The sequence below is a fragment of the Streptomyces sp. NBC_00448 genome (genome assembly GCF_036014115.1).
Lineage (GTDB): Bacteria > Actinomycetota > Actinomycetes > Streptomycetales > Streptomycetaceae > Actinacidiphila.
The window spans coordinates 1962641-1984434 of sequence record NZ_CP107913.1; the positions used below are offsets into that span (position 1 = coordinate 1962641).

The window sequence follows — 21794 nt, forward strand, 5'->3', positions numbered from 1 at the left end:
GTCCCACCGGTGGGGATCGGCCCACCTAAAACGTAAGGAACATGCACGTCGTGACACACGAGCCCGGTGACGGCTTCGACGCCTATGCCGCCACGGCCTGGCCGCGGCTGGTGCGGATGGCGCACCTGCTCACTGGTGACTTCCACGAGGCCGAGGACCTCGTGCAGACGACACTGGCCAAGGTCTACGGCCGGTGGCGGCGCATCCCTGCGAGTGAGATCGACGCGTACGTGCGCAGGGCGCTGGTCAACAACAACCTCAGCCGGGTGCGCAGGCGGCGGGTGACGCAGCTGCTGATGCCCTTCCTGCCCGAGCACACGCACCACGCAGTGGGCGGCCACGCCGAGGCGGTCGAGGACTGGTCCGCGCTCACCCAGGTCCTAGCTTCGTTGCCCGCGCGGCAGCGCGCGGTGGTGGTGCTGCGGTTCCTCGAAGACCTGAGCGAAGCTGAGATCGCCGGCGTTCTGGGCTGCTCGCCGGGAACGGTGAAGACCCATACCCGGCGCGCCCTGGTGGCCCTGCGCGCCCACCCCGCCCTCTCCCTCCTCACCGCCGACGGAGAACACCGATGATGCCCGAATCCGACACCGAACGACTGCGTGAGACCTTCATCCGGGCCGCCGACGCCATCACCCCCTCACCTGTCCCGCTGGCCCGGATCCACCGCACGGGACGGGTCAGGCGCCGCCGCACCGCCGTACTGACGGCCGCTGGCTGCGCCCTGTTGCTGGCACCCCTGACGGCTGTCGCGGTGCACCTGACCGGACCCGCACCGGTGCCGGAGTCGCCCGCCGCCAGTGCCACGGCGGAGCCTGCCCCCCGGGTGGCCGCGCCGGGTACGGCGGTAATGCTCCCCTCAGGGGCGCGGGTGACTCTGGGGGCACCGCCCGCGAACGGGGGCGGCGGGCAGAGCGGAACCCTGTTTCCGGTTTCCTGGGTAACGCCCGCCACGGGGCAGTGGGGCCGCAGCGCAGCGACCGGGCCCGAGGCCGGCGTCGAATTCGACAGCAGCACTATGTCCGGAAGGCGATACCTCACCGGTACGTACGCCCTACAGGCGGCAGGGGCCCCGGTGCGGGTGGAGGTCATCACCACAGCCGAGACCGTCAGCGGGCAGATCCTGCACGCAACAACCGACGCCTCCACGGGGGTCTGGTACGCCGACCTCGGCAACGGCCCCCTGGTCACCCAGCCGTGGCAGCAACTGAAGAAGGTCACCTTCTACGACACACGGGGCAACGTCCTGGGGCAGTTCACTGCCTTCCAGGCCCGGTAGCACCCACCCCCGAGGATCATCGGGTGCCCGTAACTCGCCGTGCAGCATATCGTCCAGTCCAGGCGTGCCCCTGCGGAGTGCGATGTGCACTGAACCTCCGCAGCGCGCTTGGTGCCGAGAGGATCGGCGTGGGCAGCCCCGCCTTACTCCCGGAAGAACCGCTACTCGCGGTGCTTCTCCGGGACGACCGCCTTGATGCCGTGCTTGCGCAGGTAGGACCGCTTGAGGAGCGGAACACCGCCGACCGCTGCTTCCAGAGAGTCAAGACCTGGCGCGACGTGGCCACCTGCTACAACCAGAGCGCGGAGAGCTTCGAGGACGGACTCCACCTCCGAGGCTCGATCATGTGGCTGAAGCAACCCACCTCAACCACATGATCCGAACCCCGAACAGCTCCTAGGGTCTGTATGGAGTTGTGATCAAGACTGTGATCCGAGGTGTCGGATCCAGAGCAGGCCGGCGCATAATTCGAGTCCGGCCTGGTAGCTTCCAGGCTTTTTGTCGTAGCGGACGGCGAGGCCGCGCCAGTCCTTGATCTTGTTGATGGTGCGTTCGACGCTGTTGCGGAGCTTGTACAGCTCCTTGTCGTAGGTGACGGGCCGTCCGCCACGTGAGCCGCGCTTCTTGCGGTGGGCGGCCTGGTCCTTCTTCTCGGGGATGACCGCTTTGATCCCGCGTTTGCGCAGGTGAGCACGGTTCTTGCGGGGAGGAGTACGCCTTGTCGCCGGCGACTGCGCCGGGCCGGGTGCGGGGTCGGCCGACCGGGCCGGGGACGCGGATCTTGTCCAGGACGGGGATGAACTGCGGACTGTCTCCCGCCTGACCTGCGGTGATCTTGAGCGAGAGGGGCAGGCACTGCGGAACGCAGGACAGGTGCGTCTTCGTGGTCAGTCCGCCGCGGGAACGCCCCAGGTCAGCGGCGGCGAGCCGGACTCTGCGGCGACGCCTCACGCGCCGTCGTTCCTCCCGCTCCAGACCTATCTGCCCGTCTTGTTCCCCGCTGGCTCCCCTTTTTCAGCGGCGGCCTTCTCCAATGCGTCCAGAGTCCCGGGCTCCATGATCATCCCGGCGGCATCATGATGGGCCCTCGCCGTGGTCGAGTCCACGCTGACCAGCGACAAGTCCACCAGGCCCCGCCTCGCCGCCTCGGCGATCGCACCCTGGAACACCGCAGTGAACACCCCGGCATCCCGCCACTGCCGAAACCGGCCGTACACGGTGGACCAGTGCCCGAACCGCTCGGGCAACTCCCGCCATTTCGCCCCGTTCCGAAACCGCCACACGACGCCCTCGAAGTGCGCCCGCAGGTTCTCCGGATACGGACCGTACTCACCGACCGGCAGAAACGGGGAGACGAACTCCCACTCGGCATCCGAAAGTTGAGGTCGAGACACCCTACCGTTCTACCCCAAGGAGCCCGGCCCTCCCAGGCCGGGACCCCACGAGATCACAACTCCACACACGCCCTAGCTGGTGGCCCCGGAAAGGGAATGCCCGGCGCTCACGTGAACGGCAGACTGGCCCGATGACCGCGACGGATGCCAAACCCGAACTCCATCTCTACCTCCAGTCCGCCCGGGACGCCCTGCTGTGGAAGATCGAGGGCCTGTCCGAGTACGACGCCCGCCGCCCGTTGACGCCGACGGGCACCAATCTCCTGGGCCTGGTCAAACACGTGACCGCCGCGGAGTTGGGCTACCTCGGTGACACCTTCGGGCGGCCGTCCGGCATGCTCGCGCCCTGGATGGACGAGAACGCCGAGCCCACGGACGACATGTGGGCCACCGCCGACGAGTCACGCGCGCTCATCGTGGACAACTACCGCCGGGCGTGGGCGCACGCCGACGCGACGATCGAGGCGCTGCCGCTGGACACGGTCGGCACGGTCCCGTGGTGGCCGGAGGGCCGTGGCGAGATCACGCTGCACCATGCCGTGGTACGCGTGATCTCCGACACCCACCGGCACGCCGGCCACGCCGACATCCTCCGCGAACTCCTGGACGGCAGCGTGGGAATGGCCGCGAACAACCTCGACGTGCCCCAGAACGAGCCGGCTTGGTGGGAGCAGCACCGAAACCGCCTGGAACAGGCCGCGATCCAGGCCGCCGCCCAGGCCGAAGCCGAGCAGACCCCCTGCCCCGCTGCCCCCACCAACCCGGTGGCGTAGTCCCGTTGCGGATTGGGGACCCCAACACGGGCCACCCGCAGCTCAGTCCGCGTCCCCGAGGTCCACCCCGGAGAGCAGGAGCAGGTCCAGGAGGCGATCCAGGTCCCGCTCTCCGGGTTCGCCGCCGAGCACCGGGCCCAGCCCGACGAGGGCACCGCGCAGCCGCTCCCGTACGAGCGTGACGTCCAACCGGTGCTTCGCGGCGAGCCGTTGTGTCACTTTCAGCGCCCGCGGCGAGCGCGACAACCGCTCCGCGAACTCCGCCGGAACCGGCGCCGCACTCGGGCTGCCCGCCGCGCTCAACGCCATCAGCGCCTTCGCCCTCCTCGCGGTCCCCGTCACCCTGACGTCCCTGCCCGCGCCGGCACCCCGGGCCGGGCCGGCACCCCCGCCCGGCAAGCCACTACGGTGACGGCTGCGTCAGCATCCGCCAGCCCGGCGCGTACGTGCCGTGCAGCACCAGGGACGCCGCGCCCACCGCCCCCACCGCCTCGCCGATCACGCTGCGCTCGACGGAGACGCGGCGGATCGCCCGGGCCACCGAGGTCGTGTTGACGGCGGCCTCGACCTCCTCGCACATGATCGCCTCGATGCCGCGCAGCGCCTCCCCGCCCAGCACCACCCGGTCCACGTCGAGGAGGGCGACCGCGCCCCGCGCGGCCTGGCCGATACGGGCGGCGGCGATCCGGATGACGTCGCAGGCCGCGGGATCGCCACGGCGGGCGGCCCGGCACAGCAGCTTCCAGTCCGCGTGCACGGACGCGTCGGCGAGGGCGAGCCCGAGCCGCTCGGCGACCGAACGGCCGTGCCGCTCCCGCAGATCGGCCAGCACCGCTGACGGACTCACGTACGGGCCGAGGCAGTTGGTGCCGCCGCAGTGGCAGACCCGGTGGCCGGGTTCCACGGCCATGTGCCCGAACTCCCCCGCGTTACTCGAATCCCCGTGCAGCACGGTGTTGTTGAGCACGATGCCGGCGCCGATGCCGGTGCCGAGGTAGACGAAGAGGAAGCTGCCGGCCCGGGCCCGGCCGCCGATCCAGCGTTCGCCTATGGCCGCCGCGGTCGCGTCGTTGTCCATCGCCACCGGCATCCCGGTGGCGGCGCCGAACATCTTCAGCAGCGGCACCCGGCCCCACCCGGGGAAGTTCGGCGGGAGCACAACGTCCCCGGCGGTGCCGTCGATCGGGCCGGGCGTGGCGATGCCGGTGCCCAGCAGCCGGGCCGGGTCCACCCGGGTCCTGGCGGTGAGCCGCTGCGCGGCGGCGGCCACCCGGGCCACCACGTCGGCCGGCTCGCCGGGGTGGACGAGCTTGACCCGGCGCGAGGCCAGCACCTCACCGGCCAGGTCGACCACGACGATCACCGCGGCGTCCGGATCGAGTTGCACCCCGACCGCGAAGGCCCCGTCGGCGCGCGGCGAGAGCAGGGTACGGCGTTTGCCGCCGCTGGAAGGGGCGTGCCCGGACTCCGTGATCAGGCCGGCCGCCAGCAGCCGGCGCACCACGTTGGAGACGGTCTGGCTGGTCAGCCCGGTCAGCGGCGCCAGTTCGACCCGGCTGACCTGCCCCGCGGTCCTGATCGCGTCCAGGATCACGGCCTGGTTGTAGCCCCCCACCCGGGGCAGGTTGGTTCCACCCTGCGTCACCGTCTCACGTCCTCTCCTCGCCGCGTCACGCCTCCCGCCCCGCGCCCAAGGCCCGCCCCGGGCCCGGGTCCTCGCTCCGCCGACGGCGCCGCATCCCCATTCCGCTTGGCCCGCCGCACTCCCCCGTCCTGCCGCGCACACGCCGCCCGCAAGCCCGCGAACACGCCCGTCGCCCCGCCGTTCCGCGCGCCCCGCATCCGCTTCCGCACCCCCCGACGGCGGGAAGTTTACATGTCAGAAGCGTTGACTTACTCCATCCATTGGATTTAGCTTCGCCGACAACCAGGGCGCCGTCCGCCCTGGTTGTCATGGGGTTTCTCATCCGGGGCGCTCCGTGGCACACCCGCGACCCGTACCCGTCCCGCGCCCGCCAACACCGGTCGCGGGCCCCGTTCGGGCACTCCTCCGGAGGTTGAGCGTGCGCACGAGACTCACCGTTGCCACCGGCATCGCCGTTGTCACCGCAGTGCTGGCCGCGACCGCGTCAGGCTGCGGTTCCGGTTCCGGCAGTTCGGGCAAAACGATCAAGGTCGTTTACCAGAAGCAGCTGAACAGCAGCAACACGGTGCAGCCGAACTTCCTGGCCACGCAGGTCAAGGCGTTCGAGAAGGCGAACCCCGGCACCACGGTCAAACTCGTGCCCGTCACCGCGAGCGAGAACGACTACTACACCAAGATCCAGCTGATGATGCGCTCCCCCGTGACCGCGCCCGACCTGGTCTACGAGGACACCGCCACCATCAACTCCGATGTGGCCAGCGGCTATCTGAAGCCGCTGGACAGCTACCTGGCGACGTGGAAGGACTGGAGCCAGTACGCGGCAGCGTCCAAGGCCGCGATGAAGTACGCCAAGGACGGCAAGACCTACGGCGTCCCGGACAACACCGACACCCGCGGCATCTGGTACAACAAGACGCTCCTCAAGCAGGCCGGGATAGCACTCCCGTGGCAGCCCAAGACGTGGGCCGACGTGCTCACCGCGGCCCGCACCATCAAGGCCAAGGTGCCCGGCGTCACCCCGATGAACCTGTACACCGGCACCGCCGGCGGCGAGCAGTCCTCCATGCAGGGCTTCGAGATGCTGCTGTACGGCACGCCGGCCGGCGGCAACTCCCTCTACGACGCCGCGCAGCAGAAGTGGGTGGTGGGCAGCTCCGGCTTCAAGGACTCGCTGAACTTCCTGCACACCGTCTACAGCGAGAACCTCGGCCCGAAGGTGCAGACGGCGCTCGGCGTCAACATCGGCGCCCAGGTCGGCACCGAGATGATCCCGCAGGGCAAGCTCGCCATCGACATCGACGGCTCCTGGATGCCCAACAACTGGATTCGCACCGGCCCGAAGCCGTGGCCGCAGTGGGAGACCACGATGGCCGAGACCGCGATGCCCACCCAGAACGGCCAGGGCAAGGGCAAGGTCAGCATGTCCGGCGGCTGGGCCTGGTCGATCCCGGCCAAGGCGAAGAACACCGATCTCGCCTGGAAGTTCCTCCAGTCGCTGGAGACCGAGTCGGCCTCGGCGCAGTGGAACAACGTCAACGCCACCATCCCGGTCCGCCAGGACGTCGCCGCCGACCCGAAGTACCTCAAGGCGCTGCCCACCAACGAATTCCTCAGCTCGCTGGTCGCCGACACCTACTACCGGCCCGGCGTGCCCGCGTACACGCAGGTCTCCAGCGCCATCCAGAAGGCGATGGAGTCGGTGACGACCGGTCAAGCGTCCGTCGACAAGGCCGCAAGTACGTTCGACAACGATGTCAAGTCCGCGGTCGGCGCGAGCAACACCGTCCAGGGCGCCCAGTGACCTCGTCCACCGCCCCCGCCGCCGGCCGCAGGGGAGCCGGCGGCGGCAAGGCCGACCGCACGCCCCTGCCCGCCCCGGTCGCCGGGCTGCTGCGCGGCCTGCCGGTACTGCCGTCCGTCGTGCTGCTGGTGGTGTTCCTCGCCGGACCGATCGGGTACTGCGTCTACTACGCCTTCACCGACATGCAGCTCACCGGCGCGTCGGGCACCCACTTCACCGGACTGCACAACTTCTCCCGCGCCTTCGGCGACCCCGACTTCACCAACGCGGTCGAGCTGACCCTGATCTTCGTGGTCGGCTCGGCGGTGATCGGGCAGAACACGCTGGGGCTGGCCCTGGCCGTGCTGATGGAGAAGGCGTCCAAGCCGGTGCGGTCCTTCACCAGCGCCGTGGTGATCTCCGCCTGGGTGCTGCCGGAGGTGGTGGCCGGCTACCTGATGTACGCGTTCTTCTTCCAGCAGGGCTCGCTCAACGCGATCCTGCACTTCCTGCACCTGCCGCAGCAGAACTGGCTCTACACGCTGCCGATCCTGGCCGTGTGCATCGCCAACGTGTGGCGCGGCACCGCGTTCTCGATGCTGGTGTTCTCCGCGGCGCTCGGTGATGTGCCGCGCGAGTTGGTGGAGGCTGCGGAGGTGGACGGCGCGAACCCGTGGCAGCGGCTGTGGCGGGTGACGCTGCCGGTGATCCGGCGTTCGATCCTGACCAACCTGATGCTGATCACGCTGCAGACGCTGTCGGTCTTCGGCCTGATCTACACGATGACCCGCGGCGGTCCGGGCAACAAGACCGAGACGCTGCCGATCTTCATGTACCAGCAGGCTTTCCAGAACAGCCTGATCGGCTACGGCACCGCGATCGCGCTGGTGCTGCTGGTGGTGGGGGCGCTGTTCTCGGCGGTGTACATCCGGATGCTGAAAGTCGAGGAGAACTGATGGCCGTCACCGACAGTCCGCCGATCGCGGCGGCGCCGGCCGCGGACCGTACGCGTCCCGGGCGCTCCCGGCGGAACCGGGCGCGGGCCAGCCGGGGCACGATCAACGTCGTCCTGCTGCTGTTCTCGGTGCTGTACCTGGTGCCGCTGCTGTGGATGGTGCTGGCGTCCTTCAACGCGCACGCGTCGTTCAAGCTGTCGGTGCCGTCGCCGACCACCGCCAACTTCCGCCATGTGCTCACCTACGACACGACGTTCCGCCCGATGCTCAACGGCCTGCTGCTGTGCGGCGGCGGCACCCTGGTCTGCGTGGTGTGCTCGATCCTGGCCGCCTACCCGCTGTCCCGGTTCCGCTCGCGGCTGCGCCGGCCGTTCCTCTACACCATCCTGTTCAGCACCGGGTTGCCGATCACCGCGGTGATGATCCCGGTCTACAGCATGTTCGTGCAGGTCAACCTGATCGACTCGATGCCGGCCACCACGCTCTTCCTGGCCGCGTCCGCGCTGCCGTTCGGGATCTGGCTGATGAAGAACTTCATGGACGGCGTGCCGGTGGTGCTGGAGGAGGCGGCCAGGATCGACGGCGCCAACTCCATGCAGGTGCTGTGGCGGATCGTGCTGCCGCTGATGTGGCCGGGCGTGATCGTGGTGACGATCTTCACCTTCATCAGCATGTGGGGGAACTTCTTCGTCCCCTTCATCCTGCTGCTGACGCCGGAGAAGCTGCCCGCCTCGGTGAGCGTCTTCAACTTCCTCAGCGCCCACGACTACACGCAGTACGGGCAGTTGTCCGCATTCTCGATCCTGTACTCGATTCCCGTCGTGATGCTCTACCTGGTGCTCGCCCGCCGGCTGGGCGGCGGCTTCGCGCTGGGCGGCGCGCTCAAGGGCTGACCCGAGCCCGATTCGACCCGCCCGGCCGACCCCGGGCACGCACCCACCGAGAGGGAGGGCCCCCTTCCATGCACAGCGACCCCGCCAGCACCGAGGAGCGGCTGCACCGCGTGCTGAACCAGCGCCTGCGCCCTGCCGTCCATGCCCGTACGGTGCCACTCGCCGTCGAGGTCTGGCACGTGCCGGGCGAACCGGTGCCGGTCAGCGCCGGGTTGGCCGCCGAGTACGCCCCGGCGCGGGTCGGCGACCGGTGGGGGCCGGCCTGGTCGACGAGCTGGTTCAAGCTCAGCGGCAGGGTGCCGGAGGGGTGGGCCGGGCTGCCGGTGGAAGCGGTCGTCGACCTGGGTTTCGGCACCACCGAGCCCGGCTTCTCCACCGAGGGCCTGGCCTACCGGCCGGACGGCACCGCGGTGAAGGCGCTCAACCCGCGCAACACCCATCTGCCGGTCGCGTCCCCGGCCCGCGGCGGCGAGGAGGTGCTGTTCTACGTCGAGGCCGCCGCCAACCCGGTGGTGATGCACACCGGCCCGGACCAGCTCACCTTCGGCGTGACGTCCGCGGGCGACCGGGCCGGCTGGCTGGCGGACGGCGCCGAGGACGGTGACGGCGGCGGGGGTACGGACCGAGGGGGGCGCCCGCCGGCCGGCGAACCGCTCTACCAGCTACGGCGGTCGGACCTCGCGGTCTTCGACGCGGGCGTCTTCGAGCTGGTCCAGGACCTGGACGTGCTCGGCGAGTTGATGCACGAGCTGCCCGAACAGTCCACCCGGCGCTGGCAGATCCTGCGGGCGGTCGAGGACGCGCTGGACCTGGTCGACCTGCAGGACATCAGCGGCAGCGCGGCCGCCGCGCGCAAGGCGCTCATCCCGGCGCTGGCCGCACCGGCCGGCACCGGTGCGCACCGGATCTCGGCGGTCGGCCACGCGCACATCGACTCGGCCTGGCTGTGGCCGCTGCGCGAGACCGTGCGCAAGGTGGCGCGGACGGTCTCCAACGTCACTGAACTCATGGACAACCACCCGGAGTTCCGGTTCGTGATGAGCCAGGCGCAGCAGCTGGCGTGGCTGAAGGAGCACCGGCCTGAGGTGTACGCGCGGGCTCAGGAGAAGGCGAAGACCGGGCAGTTCCTGCCGACCGGCAGCCTGTGGGTGGAGCCGGACACCAACATCACCGGCGGCGAGTCGCTGGTACGGCAGTTCGTGCACGGCAAGCGGTTCTACCTGGACGAGTTCGGCCTGGAGACCGAGGACATGTGGCTGCCGGACACCTTCGGCTACAACGCGGCGCTGCCGCAGTTGATGAAGCTGGCCGGGGTGCGCTGGTTCCTCACCCAGAAGATCTCCTGGAACACCACGAACGCCTTCCCGCACCACACCTTCTTCTGGGAGGGCATCGACGGCACCCGGATCTTCAGCCACTTCCCGCCGGTCGACTCCTACAACAGCGGCCTGACCGGGGCGGAGCTGGCGCACACCGAGCGCAACTTCCGGGACAAGGCGCACACCCACCGCTCGCTGGTGCCGTTCGGCTACGGGGACGGCGGCGGCGGGCCCACCCGGGAGATGCTGGCACGGGCCTCCCGGCTGGCCAGTCTGGAGGGTTCACCGCGGGTGAGCGTGGAGGGGCCGGCCGAGTTCTTCCCGAAGGCGTTCGCGGAGTACCCGCAAGCGCCGGTGTGGGTGGGCGAGTTGTACCTGGAGTTCCACCGCGGCACCCTGACCAGCCAGCTCGCCACGAAACAGGGCAACCGGCGCAGCGAACACCTGCTGGTGGAGGCCGAGTTGTGGTCGGCGACGGCCGCGCTGCGCACCGGCGCGCCGTATCCGTACGACGCGCTGGACCGGTTGTGGAAGACGGTGCTGCTGCACCAGTTCCACGACATCCTGCCGGGCACGTCGATCGCGTGGGTGCACCGGGAGGCGGAGCGGACGTACGTCGAAGTGGGGCGTGAGCTGCGGGAGTTGGTGGACACCGCGCAGCGCGCGCTGGCCGCGGCCGACGACGGCGGCGAGAGCGGCGACGTGGTGTTCAACGCGGCGCCGCACGCCCGGGACGGAGTGCCCGCGATGGGCGCCGCACTCCGCGCCGCCGGCCCGGCCACGGTGCGCCCGGTGCCGTCGGGCGACGGCTTCGTCCTCGACAACGGCCTGGTGCGGATCACGATCGACGGCCGCGGCCTGATCACCTCGGCGTACGACATCCCGGCCGAGCGGGAGGCGCTGCCGCCGGGTGCGACCGCGAACCTGCTCCAACTCCACCAGGACTTCCCCAACCGCTGGGACGCCTGGGACCTCGACGCCTTCTACCGCCACAGCGTGCGCGACCTGACCGACGCCGACTCGGTGGCCGCGTTCGAAGGCGGGCCGGACGGCACGGGCGGCGGGGTGCGGGTGGTCCGCAGCTTCGGCGACTCACGGGTCGAGCAGGTGCTGGCCCTGCGCGAGGGCAGCCGGCAGGTGGACATCGAGACCGTGGTCGACTGGCACGAGCGGGAGAAGCTGCTCAAGGCGGCCTTCCCGCTGGACGTGCGGGCCGCGCACTCCACCGCCGAGATCCCGTTCGGCCACGTGGAGCGGCCCACGCACGTCAACACCAGTTGGGACGCGGCCAAGTTCGAGGTGTGCGCGCACCGCTTCCTGCACGTCGGCGAGCCCGACTGGGGTGCCGCGCTGGTCAACGACTCCACCTACGGCCACGACATCACCCGCGATGTGCGGGCGGACGGCGGCACCACCACCACGGTGCGGCTGTCGCTGCTGCGCTCGGCCCGCTTCCCCGACCCGGAGCAGGACCAGGGCCGGCACCGGCTGCGGTACGCGTTCGTGATCGGCGCCCGGGTCCCGGACGCGATCCGCGAGGGCTACCGGCTCAACCTGCCGGAGCGTACGGTGCCGGGCGCGGCCGCGGTGGCCCCACTGGTGGCCGTGGACCACGAGGGGGTCGTCATCACCTCGGTCAAGCTCGCCGACGACCGGTCGGGGGATGTGCTGGTGCGGCTGTACGAGGCGCACGGCAAGCGGGCCCGGGCCACGCTGACGCCGTCGTTCGCCCTCGCGTCGGTGGCCGTCACCGACCTGCTGGAGCGGCCGGTCACGGACGACGGGAGCTGCGCGGCGGCGGGTCCCGAAGTGCGGCTGACGCTGCGGCCGTTCCAGATCCTGACGCTGCGGCTGACCCCTGGGCGGCCCTGACGGGTTCTGACCGGCCCATGTGCGGGGCGCCGGCCGGGGTCCTCCCCGGCTCCGGGCGGCGCCCGTCCCCGGGTCGCGGAACCGTGCCGCGCGGGCGGCCGGCCTCGGCTCTTCCTGCCTCAGCGCCTCGGCCCTTCAGCCCTTCAGTCGTGACGTTCCGCCGTGACGTTTCGGCGTCACCGCTTGGATGCCATGCGCACCCGCTTCTCGCCCGACGCGCGCACGATGAAGCGGGTGAGCAGCACCACCGAGCGCGGCGCGGAGCGGTCGCCGGCGATCCGGGAGAAGAGCACGTTGGCCGCGGTGCCGCCGAGCGCCACCGGGTCCTGGCTGACCACGGTCAGCGGCGGGTCGAGGCGCTCGGCGAGCGGCAGGTCGTCGAAGCCGACCAGGGCCAGCGGCGTGGTGTGGCCGGCGTCGAGCACCCCGAGGGTGATCAGGTCGTTGCTGGTGAACAGCGCGGTCGGCGGGTCGGGCAGGTCGCGCAGGGAGGCGACGGCGGCGCCGGCCGACTTCCTCGTGCGCAACCCGTGCCGTACCAGAGTTTCGTCGATCGGCAGCCCGTGGGCGGCGAGCGCGTCGCGGTAGCCGGCGAACCGCTCGGCCTGCGTCCATATGTCGTACCGGTCGCCGAGGTAGGCGATGCGGGTGTGGCCGTGGCCGAGCAGGTGGGTGACCGCGCGTTGCGCGCCGGCCTGGTTGTCGACGGTGACATTGTCCACCTCCAGGCCGTCCGCCGGGCGGTCCACGCACACCACCTGGGTGCCGGCCGCCATCGGCTGCTTGAGGAAGCCGTGGCTGCCGATGGTGGGCACCAGTATCAGGCCGTCCACCTGGCGGGCGGTGAAGGCCGCTATCACCTCGCGCTCGCGATGCGGCTCGTCGTTGGTGCTGCCGACCAGCACCACGTAGCCGCGGCGGTGCGCCTCGTCCTCCACCGAGCGGGCCATCAGCGCGTAGAAGGGGTTGGCGAGGTCGTCGACGACCAGGCCGATGGTGGAGGTGCCGAGGTTCTTCTGGCGCAGGTGGCGGGCGTTGTCGTTGCGCTGGTAGCCGAGCTTGCGGACGGCGCGCTCGACCCGGGCCGCGGTGGAGGGCGACACCCCGGGCTCGCCGGAGACGACACGGGAGACGGTCATCGGACTGACTCCGGCGGCGCGGGCCACGTCCTTCATCGTCGGGCGCTTCACGGCTCTCCTCATCGGGCGCTCCCGGGCCGCCGGCCCTGGCCCGGGGCCGCCGGTGGTGATGGCGCGGACGGCGTTTCCCGCCCGGCCCGCCATCATGACAGGGCGCGCCGGCGGACCGTCGCCTGCCTCCCCCGCGGACGGCACCGGGTACGGCACGGGGTGCGGCAGTGGATACGGCGCCGGGTGCGGCGGCCCGCCCGGGTGCCCGCGGCGGGGCACCGGGCGGGCGGCCGCTCACGCGGGGGCCTCGCGGTCAGCAGCCCGCCTTGTAGAGGTACTTGCTCACCGACGGCGAGTTCAGGTTGGCCTTGGTGATGGCGACCATGTCGGTGCCGATGGAGGCGGTCACCTTCTTCTTGTCGATGGCCGCGAGCGCCTGGTCGACGCCCTCGGTGCCGATCTTCGCCGGGTCCTGTGCGACCAGGACGTCCAGCGTGCCGTTCTTCAGCGAGGTGACCTCGTCGGGTTCGGCGTCGAAGGCGGCGACCTGGACCTTGCCCTGCTTGCCCGCGGCCTGCAGCCCGGTGGAGATGCCCTGCGCGGTGTTGGTGTTGCCCGCGAAGACACCGCCGAGGTCGGGGTGCGCGGCCAGCGTGGACTGGATCTGCGAAGCCGCGGTGGCCGGCAGGTCGTTGTCGTAGAGCACCGGCAGCAGCTTGATGTTCGGGTGGTTCGCCTTCATCTCCTCGTCGAAGCCCTTGGTGCGCTCGTCGGTGGTGGACACCCCCGGCTTGACGCTGATCACGATCGCGGAGCCCTTGTCGCCCATCAGCCGCGCCAGCGACTTGGCGGCGGCGCGACCGCCGGCCACGTTGTCCGAGGAGATCCGGGACACCCCGATCGAGGCGTCGCTGACCGTGGTGTCGACCAGCACGATCTTGGTGCCGCCGTTCTGCATCTGGGACAGCGACGGGGTCAGCGCGGCGGTGTCCACCGGTGCGATGAGCAGCCCGGCGGGGTGCTTGGCGGCGACCGAGTCGATGATCGGGCGCTGCACGGACACGTCCCACTGCGCGGAGCCGTTGACGGTCAGCTTCACGCCGCGCTTCTTCGCCTCCTGCTGCGCCGCGCAGGCCATGGTGATGTAGAACGGGTCGCTCTTCACGCCGGTGATCATCTCCAGCGACTTGCCGCCGGAACCGGAGGACCCGCCGCCGCAGGCCGCCGTGGTCGCGGCCACGAGCGCGAGGACCGCGCAGGCCCCCACGAGCGTCGTGGGTCTGCTGATGTGCCGCATGCTGGACCTCTTTCTGTGCGTGAGCCGGGCTTGCTGCGGATACGGGGCGCCGGAGAAGGGCCTGGCCGCGGATACGGACGCGGGTACGGCCTCCGGCGCGGTCGCGGATACGGCTTCGGCGCGGTCGCGGATACGGCTTCGGGTCGGCCGCGCGTTCAGGCGCGCTCGCGCCCGCGCCTGCGGAACTGGTCGAGATAGACCGCGGCGACCAGCACCACACCGATCGCGACGTCCTGCCAGTACTGCTGGACGCCCATGATGATCAGCCCGGTGCTGAGCACCGCCGGGATGAAGACGCCGATCAGGGTGCCCAGTACGGTGCCGCGCCCGCCGAAGAGGCTGGCGCCGCCGAGCACGACCGCGGTGATCACCGTGAGGTTGTCGGTGGCGTGCCCGGCGATGGAGGTGGTGCCGAAGTAGGCCAGCCACATCACGCTGCCGAGCCCGGACAGCAGGCCGACCAGGGCGTAGACCTGCACCAGGTGCCGGTCGACGTTGATGCCGACCCGGCGGGCGGCCTCGGGGTTGGAGCCGATGGCGTACGTGTAGCGGCCGAAGCGGGTGAAGGCCAGCACCAGCCCGAAGACCAGGGTGGTGGCGAAGGCGATCACGACCAGCCAGGGGATCTGGCCGAAGAGCTTGCCGAAGCCGATGGCGTGCTGGAGGTGGCCGGAGACGGCGCCGGTGGGGTCCTGGCCGCCGGTGATGATCTCGGCGATGCCCAGCGCGGCGCCGAACCCGCCCAGCGTGACGATCAGCGGCGGCACCTTCGCCTTGGCCACCAGCCAGCCCTGCATCCCGCCCCAGACCAGGCCGGTGGCGAGCGCGATCACCGTACTGACCGCGATGGTGCCCCAGCCGGCCTTCGCGCCGCCGTGGTGGATGGTGTACTCGGCCGACAGCACCGCCGACAGCACCAGCACCGACCCGACCGACAGGTCGATGCCGGCCACGATGATGACGTAGGTCATGCCGACCGCGAGCACCAGGTAGATGGCCGCGTTGGTGGCGATCTGCGTGACGTCGTAGCTGGTCAGGAAGGTGCTGGGGCGGGCCGCGGTGAAGAACACCACGAGCAGCAGCAGCACGCCGAAGGTCCACACCTCGTTGACGTCGGCGAGCCGCCGCAGCCAGGGCGGTACGCCGCGCCCGCGCGGCCGGTCGGTGGGAGCGGCCGTGCCGTCCTTGACGGGGGTTCCCGCGCTCATGCCGCGCCCTCCTTGCCGGCCGCGTCCAGCGCGCCGGTCATCGCCCCGACGAGTTCCTCCACGGTGGTGTCGGCGGCGGTGAACCGGGCCACCCGGCTGCCGAGCCGCAGCACCTCCACCCGGTCGGCCACGGAGAGCACTTCGGGCATGTTGTGGCTGATCAGGACCACGGCGATGCCGCGGTCGCGGACCCGTCTGACGGTGTCGAGCACCCGGCCGCGCTGGACGACGCCCAGCGCCGCGGTCGGCTCGTCCATGAAGATGATCCGGTTGGCGAAGGCGACCGCGCGGGCGACCGCCACGGACTGCTTCTGGCCGCCGGACAGCGCCGCCACCGGCACGCTCACGTCCCGCAGGTCCACGCCGAGTTCACGGAACGCGGCGACCGCCGAGCGGCGCATCGCGGCCCGGTCCAGCACGCCGAGCCGACCGAGCAGGCCGCCGCGGTACAACTCCCGGCCCAGGTGCAGGTTGGCGGCCGCGTCCAGGTCCTGGGCGAGCGCGAGGTCCTGGTAGACGGTCTCGATGCCGTGGCCGCGGGCGTCCAGCGGGCTGGTGAGCTGGACCGGCACGCCGTCCACCAGCACCTCGCCCTCGTCCGGCCGGATGGTCCCGGAGAGCGTCTTGACCAGCGTGCTCTTGCCGGCGCCGTTGTCACCGATCAGCGCGACGACCTCGCCGGGGTACGCGGTGAAGTCCGCGCCCTGGAGCGCGTGGACGTGCCCATAGCGCTTGGTCACCTTCCTCGCTTCGAGCAGGGGGTCTGTCATCGCGACCGCCTCCAGGCGCCCTTGGTAACGTTCTCAGTTTTCCGTGAGTGTGGGCGCGACCTGACGGCATGTCAATATCTCCGGCAGTAAACGCGATCGGGCCCGAACTCCCTGGAATTCCGGGGAATCAGCCACTGCCCGCACGGGTCTTGACAGGTCGGCGGCGACGGCCGGACACTGCCCCGCCGGCTGGTAACGTTCACTTGCTCGGGGAACGGCCGTGGGGCCCGGGCGCGCGGACAAGACGCGCCCGGGCCCCACGGCCCGCCTGCTCACCGCCGGTCGGTCAGGACGGCAGCTGCCACTGCTGGTTGGAACCGCCGTTGCAGTCCCACAGTTCTAGCTGGTTGCCGTTGGTGGTGTCGCCCTTGGGGATGTCCAGGCACCTGCCGGACACCGGGTTGTAGAGGGTGCCGATCTGCGGGAGCCACTGCTGGTTGCCGCCTCCGTTGCAGTCCCACAGCTCCACGAGGGTGCCGTCGGCGGTGCCGTTGTCGGTGGCGTCCAGGCACTTGCCGTTGATCTGCACGGTGCCCGCGCCGGCGCCGCCGGGCGCGGGGACGGTCCAGTTCTGGGCACCGCTGGTGTTGCAGTCGTAGATCTGGACCACGGTGCCGTTGTCGGACGAACCGGTGTTGTCGTCGAGGCACTTGTCGACCCCGGCGCCGGAGACGATGTGACCGGTGACGGTGCCGGTGCTGCCGACCGGAGTGACGGTGAGGTTGTCGAACTGGTCGGTCTGGTAGCCGTTGGTGCCCAGGCCCACCATGCCGGTGGCGTACGAGGAGTCGGTGGCCGATCCGACGGTGGTCCCGTCGACGGCCGCGGTGAGCGTACTGCCGTTGACGGTCAGCGCGAGGTGGTGCCAAGTGCCGGTGCCCAGCGCGGTGGTGGTGCCGGAGGCCAGGGTGGTCCTGATGCCGCTGGAGCTGTTGCGCAGGATCGACCAGGCGCCGGTGTCGGAGACCTGGAGGTAGTAGGCGTCGATGTTCGCCGGGTTGAAGCCCGCCTGGTTGCCGACCCTGGCGAGGAGTTGCACCGCGCCGGGCTGCCGGATCAGCGTGTCGGCGGCCACCGTGTAGTTGGCCCAGCCGGGTCCGCCGCCGAAGGTGTAGGGCGCGGAGTCGCCGTCCCACTCGATCGGCTTGGTCGCGGCCTGCTGGGTGACGCAGTTCCCGGCGCGGCCGCCGGCGCAGCCGGTGACCTCGAAGGCGCCCTGCTGCTGGGCGAGGTAGGCGGGCTGCTGGCCGACCTGGTCGCCGTCGAAGTCGTCGGAGTACGGCAGCGGTTGGGGCTTGGCGGCCGGCCCCTGGGCGGTGCCCTTGCCCTGCCCGGTGGTGGTGGTCAGGGTGTAGACGTAACCGGGCTGGACGGTGAGCGAGTAGGCGCCGCCGGACGGGGTGAGGGTGGACTGCTGGACGAGGTTGTCACCGGAGGTGGCGCTGTTCACGTTCGTCGCCCACACGTGCACCGCTCCGGTGGAAAGGCCGCCGGAGACCTGCACGTTGACGGTCTGCGCCGCGGTGGCGGTGGTGGCCTCGATGACCGTGGAGTAGTCGCTGCCGCTCGCGGACTTCAAGGTGACGTAGCTGCCGTTGGACTCGTCGCCGCCGAGGTAGCCGGAGCCGGCGTCCACGAACTTCCAGCCGGGCGAGGTGAACTGGGTGATCTGGGCGGTGGCCCACAGGTTCTTGCCGACGCTGTAGGCGCCGGAGTAGGGCTGGTCGGCGAGCACCAGGCCGTCGGTGTCGTACGGCAGGTTCGGGTAGACGGCGGCGGCCACCGGCCAGTTGATGTAGGCGGTGAGCTTGCCGTCGATGTAGCCGCGGGTGAAGGAGCGGATCAGCGCGGGCGCGCCGGAGTCACGGTCCTGGGAGCCGTTCTCGCTGGCCCACAGCGGCTTGCCGGTGCCCACGGCGGTGCTGGTGCTGGGGCAGGTGTCGGCGCTGCCGCCGTCGCCTCCCGCGCACGGGTAGTGCGCGCCGATGACGGAGACGCTGGCGGCGAAGGCGGAGTCGGACGCGACGTCGTTCGCCACCGACCAGTCGCTGTCGGCGCCGACGATCTGGGTGCCGGAGTAGCCGTTGCTGTCGAGGGCGGCGCGCAACTGCTCGTACCAGGCGACGTTGTAGCCGCGTTCGTTCCAGCCGCCGAGGTAGTCGATGGTCAGGCCGTGGGACTTGGCGCAACCGAGCCAGTCGACGAGGTAGTTGACGGTGTCGGTGGACCAGAAGTTGCCGCCGCCGAGGTAGCCGGGGGCGCCCCAGGCCAGGCCGTAGAGCTTGATGGCGGGGTTGCGGGCCTTGGCCTGCTCCATCAGCCACCACTCGTAGCCGGTGGTGCAGTCGACGGCGCCGCTGGTGTGCTCGTGGCTGGACTCCGAGCCGTCGGTGGAGTTGGTGTCGCCGCCGATCTCGACCTTGAAGATCTGCAGGTCGGCGCCGTAGCCGGGCTTGAAGAGGTAGTCGAGGATCTGCTGTTGCTGGGCGGCCGGGTAGTCGGTCAGCAGCCGGCTGTTGCCGCCACCGCCGCTGATCGCGCCGATGCCGTCGAAGGTGCGGCCGCCACTGGTGCCGTCGACGGAGATGGTGGTGGCGGTCGCGGCACCGGCCGGCGCGGCGACCGGGCCGAGGCCGAGGGCGGCGAGCACCGCGAGGACGACGGCCGCGACCACCGTCCGGAGCGGGGAACCGAACAGGGCGTATCTGCGCATGGGGGGTTCCTTTCGGATGGGGGCGAAAGGGTGCAGAGGTGAGCGTTTCGGCGGCCGGCGTGTGGGGAAACGTTCGGATAAGTGGGGAGAGTTGATCAGAAGTCAGCAGAACCAAGCGCGTGAACATGACACTGCCGTGCCCGGATGAAGTCAAGGGATCGGACCGAAGTGCCCTCGCGTCCGGCCGCCGCGCGTCGCCTCCCGCGCCCGCGACGGCGTCGGCAGGCCATGGCGCTGGGCCACGGCCTGCCGGTACCGCCGGCGTACCGCCGGGTGCTGCCGGCGGTACTACTCAGGCACGGTGGTCGTGGCGATCCGGCCGGCGTAGCGCTGCGTCCAGGCGGCGTCGGCGTCGGCGGTGACGACCACGTCGTAGTAGCCCTCCTGGGTCGGCCAGCTGACGACCTTCGTCTTGCCACGGGCCACCGTGACCTGCTGGGTGCGGCCGAGGTAGTCGTGCGGGGTGAGCGTGTAACGCACCGGCTCGGTGCCGTCGTTGTGCAACGTGAGCCTCACCTGAGCCTCGCGCCTGGCCTCGCCCTTCACCAGGTCGACGCCCACCCGCGGAAGGGCGGCGTGCCCCTTGCCTGCGGGCGCGACCCAGCCGGCGAAGGAGCGCACGAAGCCGTCGTTGGAGTAGATCGAGAACGCGTACTCGCCGCCGGTGGCGTTGGCGTCCCAGGTGTACTCGCGCGGCTTGTGCGCGGTGACGGTGAACGGCGTGCTGGTGAACGCCTGGTACTTGTCGGGGAAGACCTGGAAGCTCAGCGCCTTGTCCTTGGGGCCGCCGGTCAGGGTCATCGTGGCGGTGACCTTCCCCGTCGCCGGGTTCACCGAGACGGTGGCGTGCGGGTGGAAGCCCAGCGGGCGCGGCTTCATGTGGCCGGCGGCGATCGACACCGGCTGCTCGGCGAGCGGGTCCGGGAAGGTGGCGGGCCCCGGCTGCGGGTGGGCGAAGTCGAGCGCGCTGGTCAGGTCGCCCGCGATCGAGCGCCGCCAGTCGCTGATGTTGGGGCTGCGGAACGGCTTGCGCAGGTGGGCCGCCCAGGTCTCCAGGAACTTGATCGTCGAGGTGTGGTCGAAGACCTCCGAGGCGACGTGCCCGCCGCGGGTCCACGGCGAGACCAGCAGCATCGGCACCCGCGCACCGAAGCCGAGCGGGTAGTCGCCGACGTACTCGCGCGCGGTGCCCGCCTCGGGCCACGGCGGCAGCACGTGGTCGAACTTCCCGTCGTTCTCGTCGTAGTTGAGGATGAAGAGGGTGTGGTTCCAGATGTCGGGGTTGCTCTGCAGGCTGTCGAGCACCTTCTTGACGTAGCGCTCGCCGTGCTGGCTGTCCGCGCCCGGGTGCTCGGACCAGCCGTACGGCGCCACGATCCAGGAGACCGCCGGCAGCGGGTGCTCCGCGCCGGGCTGGCAGGAGTCGTGGAAGTTCTTCAGGACCGCGTCGAGGTTCTGGTCGGAGTCGTCGTCGGGCGCGGTATGACCGGCGTAGTACGTGGCGTTGCCGCGCCAGATCAGGCCGGTGCCGGGCCGCAGCTTCGGGTCGTCGGCGTTCAGCCCCTCCGGGTCGAACCCCTTGAAGTACTTCAGCTCGTTGTCGCCGTAGTCGCCGACCCAGGAGCTGATGTAGCCCTGCCGTCCGTCGCCGCTGTTGTCCGAGTACAGCCGCCAGTCGATGCCGGCCTGCTGGAGCTGCTCGGCCACCGTGATCCAGGGACGGGAGTAGTTCGACTCGTCGATGTTGCCCGTCTCGCTGTTGGCGGTGCCGCTCCACAGGTACTTCCGGTTGGGGTCGGTCGGCCCGAACTCGGAGCAGAAGTACTGGTCGGCGATGGTGTACTGAGCGGCGACCGAGTGGTAGAAGCCCATGTAGCCGTCGCTGTGGTAGTTCATGCAGCTGGCGCCGTTGTGCCGCACCCACTGGTCCCAGGTGCGGTGGGCGACGTCGCCCCAGGCGCCGTGGTCGTTGCCCCAGGCGCCGTCGTCGACCTGCGGGGTGACGCGGTTGCCGTTGCCGTCCTTCTGCTGGAAGACGGTGGTGCCGTCCTGGAAGCGCAGCGCCTGCTTGTCGTTGAAGCCGCGGACGCCGGGGAGCGCGCCGAAGTAGTGGTCGAGCGACCGGTTCTCCTGCATCAGGATCACGACGTGCTTCAGGTCGGACATGTCGCCGTGGAAGCCTTGCGGCTTTCCGTGCGCCGGCTTCGCGGCGCCGTGGGCGCCCGCCGGCTTCGCGGCGGCCTGGGCGCTGCCCGCCGCGGCGGTCCCGCCGAGCACCAGCGTCCCCGCGGCGACGCCGGTGCCCTGGAGGAACCGGCGGCGGCTGGCGCCGGCCGTCGCGGATCTGTCGCCAGGCTCGGACTCGGGCCTCGGGGTGATCGGATCGCGGTCCATGAAGCTCCTTACACGGGTGTGGACACTCGGAGATCGGGACCGGAGGCAGCAGCCCCCAGCCCGCCCATCGAAGCGAGCGGACACCAACTCCGGGTGAACATCCGCCGAGTGACGACCAGCAGTTTGGCAAAGTTGGCTATACAACTTGCCTCGGCGAGATGAATGCCGGCCCGACGGCACCACCCGGCGGCCGGCTGGTGCGATCCGGCGCGCACCGAGGTCTTTACGGCGATGACATCGATGGACTACAACGGCAGTCATCCGATGTTCATGGGCACCGTCGCGAGGCGAGCGCGATGGCTCCCGTCAACTACGCCCAGGTGATGGCGTATTCATCGGAGCACTTCTGGAGCACCGAGGAACGAACTCAAGCC

16 protein-coding genes and 1 pseudogene are annotated in these 21794 nt (G+C 70.7%); 8 read left to right on the forward strand and 9 right to left on the reverse strand.

Going from position 1 to position 21794, the window contains the following annotated elements:
• Positions 1-50 precede the first annotated feature (50 nt).
• From OG370_RS08285 to OG370_RS08295, 3 genes are all read left to right on the forward strand, one after another.
• Complete coding sequence (locus OG370_RS08285; RefSeq protein ID WP_328462125.1) at positions 51-572, forward strand: SigE family RNA polymerase sigma factor; 522 nt, start codon at positions 51-53, stop codon at positions 570-572.
• A 443-nt stretch (positions 573-1015) separates the two neighbouring features.
• On the forward strand, positions 1016-1276 hold the full coding sequence (locus tag OG370_RS08290; protein ID WP_328462127.1) for a hypothetical protein: 261 nt from the start codon (positions 1016-1018) through the stop codon (positions 1274-1276).
• Positions 1277-1404: 128 nt separating this feature from the next.
• Positions 1405-1653 carry a hypothetical protein gene (locus OG370_RS08295; RefSeq protein ID WP_328462129.1) on the forward strand — a complete coding sequence of 83 codons (249 nt, stop codon included), beginning with the start codon at positions 1405-1407 and terminating at the stop codon, positions 1651-1653.
• A 42-nt stretch (positions 1654-1695) separates the two neighbouring features.
• On the opposite strand, the pseudogene OG370_RS08300 reads toward OG370_RS08295, so the two are convergent.
• A pseudogene (locus OG370_RS08300) lies at positions 1696-2670 on the reverse strand (IS5 family transposase).
• 131 nt (positions 2671-2801) lie between these two features.
• On the opposite strand from OG370_RS08300, the gene OG370_RS08305 reads away from it, so the two are divergent.
• The gene (locus OG370_RS08305; protein ID WP_328462131.1) at positions 2802-3443 is read left to right on the forward strand and encodes a DinB family protein; all 642 of its coding nucleotides are present in this window, start codon (positions 2802-2804) and stop codon (positions 3441-3443) included.
• A 42-nt stretch (positions 3444-3485) separates the two neighbouring features.
• Here the strand turns inward: OG370_RS08305 and OG370_RS08310 are convergent, their stop codons facing one another.
• Positions 3486-3785, reverse strand: a complete 300-nt coding sequence (locus tag OG370_RS08310) for a hypothetical protein (protein WP_328462133.1) — start codon at positions 3783-3785, stop codon at positions 3486-3488.
• Between the two features lie 61 nt (positions 3786-3846).
• Positions 3847-5088, reverse strand: a complete 1242-nt coding sequence (locus OG370_RS08315) for an ROK family transcriptional regulator (protein ID WP_328462135.1) — start codon at positions 5086-5088, stop codon at positions 3847-3849.
• 418 nt (positions 5089-5506) lie between these two features.
• Between OG370_RS08315 and OG370_RS08320 the strand changes: the two genes are divergently transcribed.
• From OG370_RS08320 to OG370_RS08335, 4 genes are all read left to right on the forward strand, one after another.
• Positions 5507-6889, forward strand: coding sequence for an extracellular solute-binding protein (locus tag OG370_RS08320; protein ID WP_328462137.1), 1383 nt, complete (start codon positions 5507-5509; stop codon positions 6887-6889).
• Complete coding sequence (locus tag OG370_RS08325; protein WP_443060630.1) at positions 6886-7824, forward strand: carbohydrate ABC transporter permease; 939 nt, start codon at positions 6886-6888, stop codon at positions 7822-7824. The genes OG370_RS08320 and OG370_RS08325 overlap by 4 nt, the downstream gene beginning before the upstream one ends.
• A complete protein-coding gene (locus OG370_RS08330) occupies positions 7824-8717 on the forward strand; it encodes a carbohydrate ABC transporter permease (RefSeq protein ID WP_328462139.1) in 894 nt (297 codons plus the stop codon). The genes OG370_RS08325 and OG370_RS08330 overlap by 1 nt, the downstream gene beginning before the upstream one ends.
• 68 nt (positions 8718-8785) lie before the next feature.
• Entirely contained in the window at positions 8786-11908 is a 3123-nt protein-coding gene (locus tag OG370_RS08335) for an alpha-mannosidase (RefSeq protein WP_328462141.1), read from the forward strand.
• A 176-nt stretch (positions 11909-12084) separates the two neighbouring features.
• On the opposite strand, the gene OG370_RS08340 is transcribed toward OG370_RS08335, so the two are convergent.
• The 6 genes from OG370_RS08340 to OG370_RS08365 form a co-directional block, all read right to left on the reverse strand.
• A complete protein-coding gene (locus tag OG370_RS08340) occupies positions 12085-13098 on the reverse strand; it encodes a LacI family DNA-binding transcriptional regulator (protein WP_328462142.1) in 1014 nt (337 codons plus the stop codon).
• Positions 13099-13351: 253 nt separating this feature from the next.
• On the reverse strand, positions 13352-14335 hold the full coding sequence (locus OG370_RS08345; protein ID WP_328462143.1) for an ABC transporter substrate-binding protein: 984 nt from the start codon (positions 14333-14335) through the stop codon (positions 13352-13354).
• 155 nt (positions 14336-14490) lie between these two features.
• Entirely contained in the window at positions 14491-15543 is a 1053-nt protein-coding gene (locus OG370_RS08350) for an ABC transporter permease (protein ID WP_328462145.1), read from the reverse strand.
• Entirely contained in the window at positions 15540-16313 is a 774-nt protein-coding gene (locus OG370_RS08355) for an ATP-binding cassette domain-containing protein (RefSeq protein ID WP_328462147.1), read from the reverse strand. The genes OG370_RS08350 and OG370_RS08355 overlap by 4 nt, the downstream gene beginning before the upstream one ends.
• Before the next feature lie 286 nt (positions 16314-16599).
• Positions 16600-19026, reverse strand: coding sequence for a ricin-type beta-trefoil lectin domain protein (locus OG370_RS08360; RefSeq protein ID WP_328462149.1), 2427 nt, complete (start codon positions 19024-19026; stop codon positions 16600-16602).
• A gap of 288 nt (positions 19027-19314) precedes the next feature.
• A complete protein-coding gene (locus tag OG370_RS08365) occupies positions 19315-21420 on the reverse strand; it encodes an alkaline phosphatase family protein (RefSeq protein WP_328462151.1) in 2106 nt (701 codons plus the stop codon).
• Between the last annotated feature and the right edge of the window lie 374 nt (positions 21421-21794).

Bases quoted from the DNA above. Each gene is read 5' to 3' on its own strand.
- OG370_RS08355 (WP_328462147.1), bottom strand. From the start codon at position 16,313: ATGACAGACCCCCTGCTCGAAGCGAGGAAGGTGACCAAGCGCTATGGG.
- OG370_RS08350 (WP_328462145.1), bottom strand. From the start codon at position 15,543: ATGAGCGCGGGAACCCCCGTCAAGGACGGCACGGCCGCTCCCACCGAC.
- OG370_RS08335 (WP_328462141.1), top strand. From the start codon at position 8,786: ATGCACAGCGACCCCGCCAGCACCGAGGAGCGGCTGCACCGCGTGCTG.
- OG370_RS08330 (WP_328462139.1), top strand. From the start codon at position 7,824: ATGGCCGTCACCGACAGTCCGCCGATCGCGGCGGCGCCGGCCGCGGAC.
- OG370_RS08365 (WP_328462151.1), bottom strand. From the start codon at position 21,420: ATGGACCGCGATCCGATCACCCCGAGGCCCGAGTCCGAGCCTGGCGAC.
- OG370_RS08345 (WP_328462143.1), bottom strand. From the start codon at position 14,335: ATGCGGCACATCAGCAGACCCACGACGCTCGTGGGGGCCTGCGCGGTC.
- OG370_RS08290 (WP_328462127.1), top strand. From the start codon at position 1,016: ATGTCCGGAAGGCGATACCTCACCGGTACGTACGCCCTACAGGCGGCA.
- OG370_RS08360 (WP_328462149.1), bottom strand. From the start codon at position 19,026: ATGCGCAGATACGCCCTGTTCGGTTCCCCGCTCCGGACGGTGGTCGCG.
- OG370_RS08305 (WP_328462131.1), top strand. From the start codon at position 2,802: ATGACCGCGACGGATGCCAAACCCGAACTCCATCTCTACCTCCAGTCC.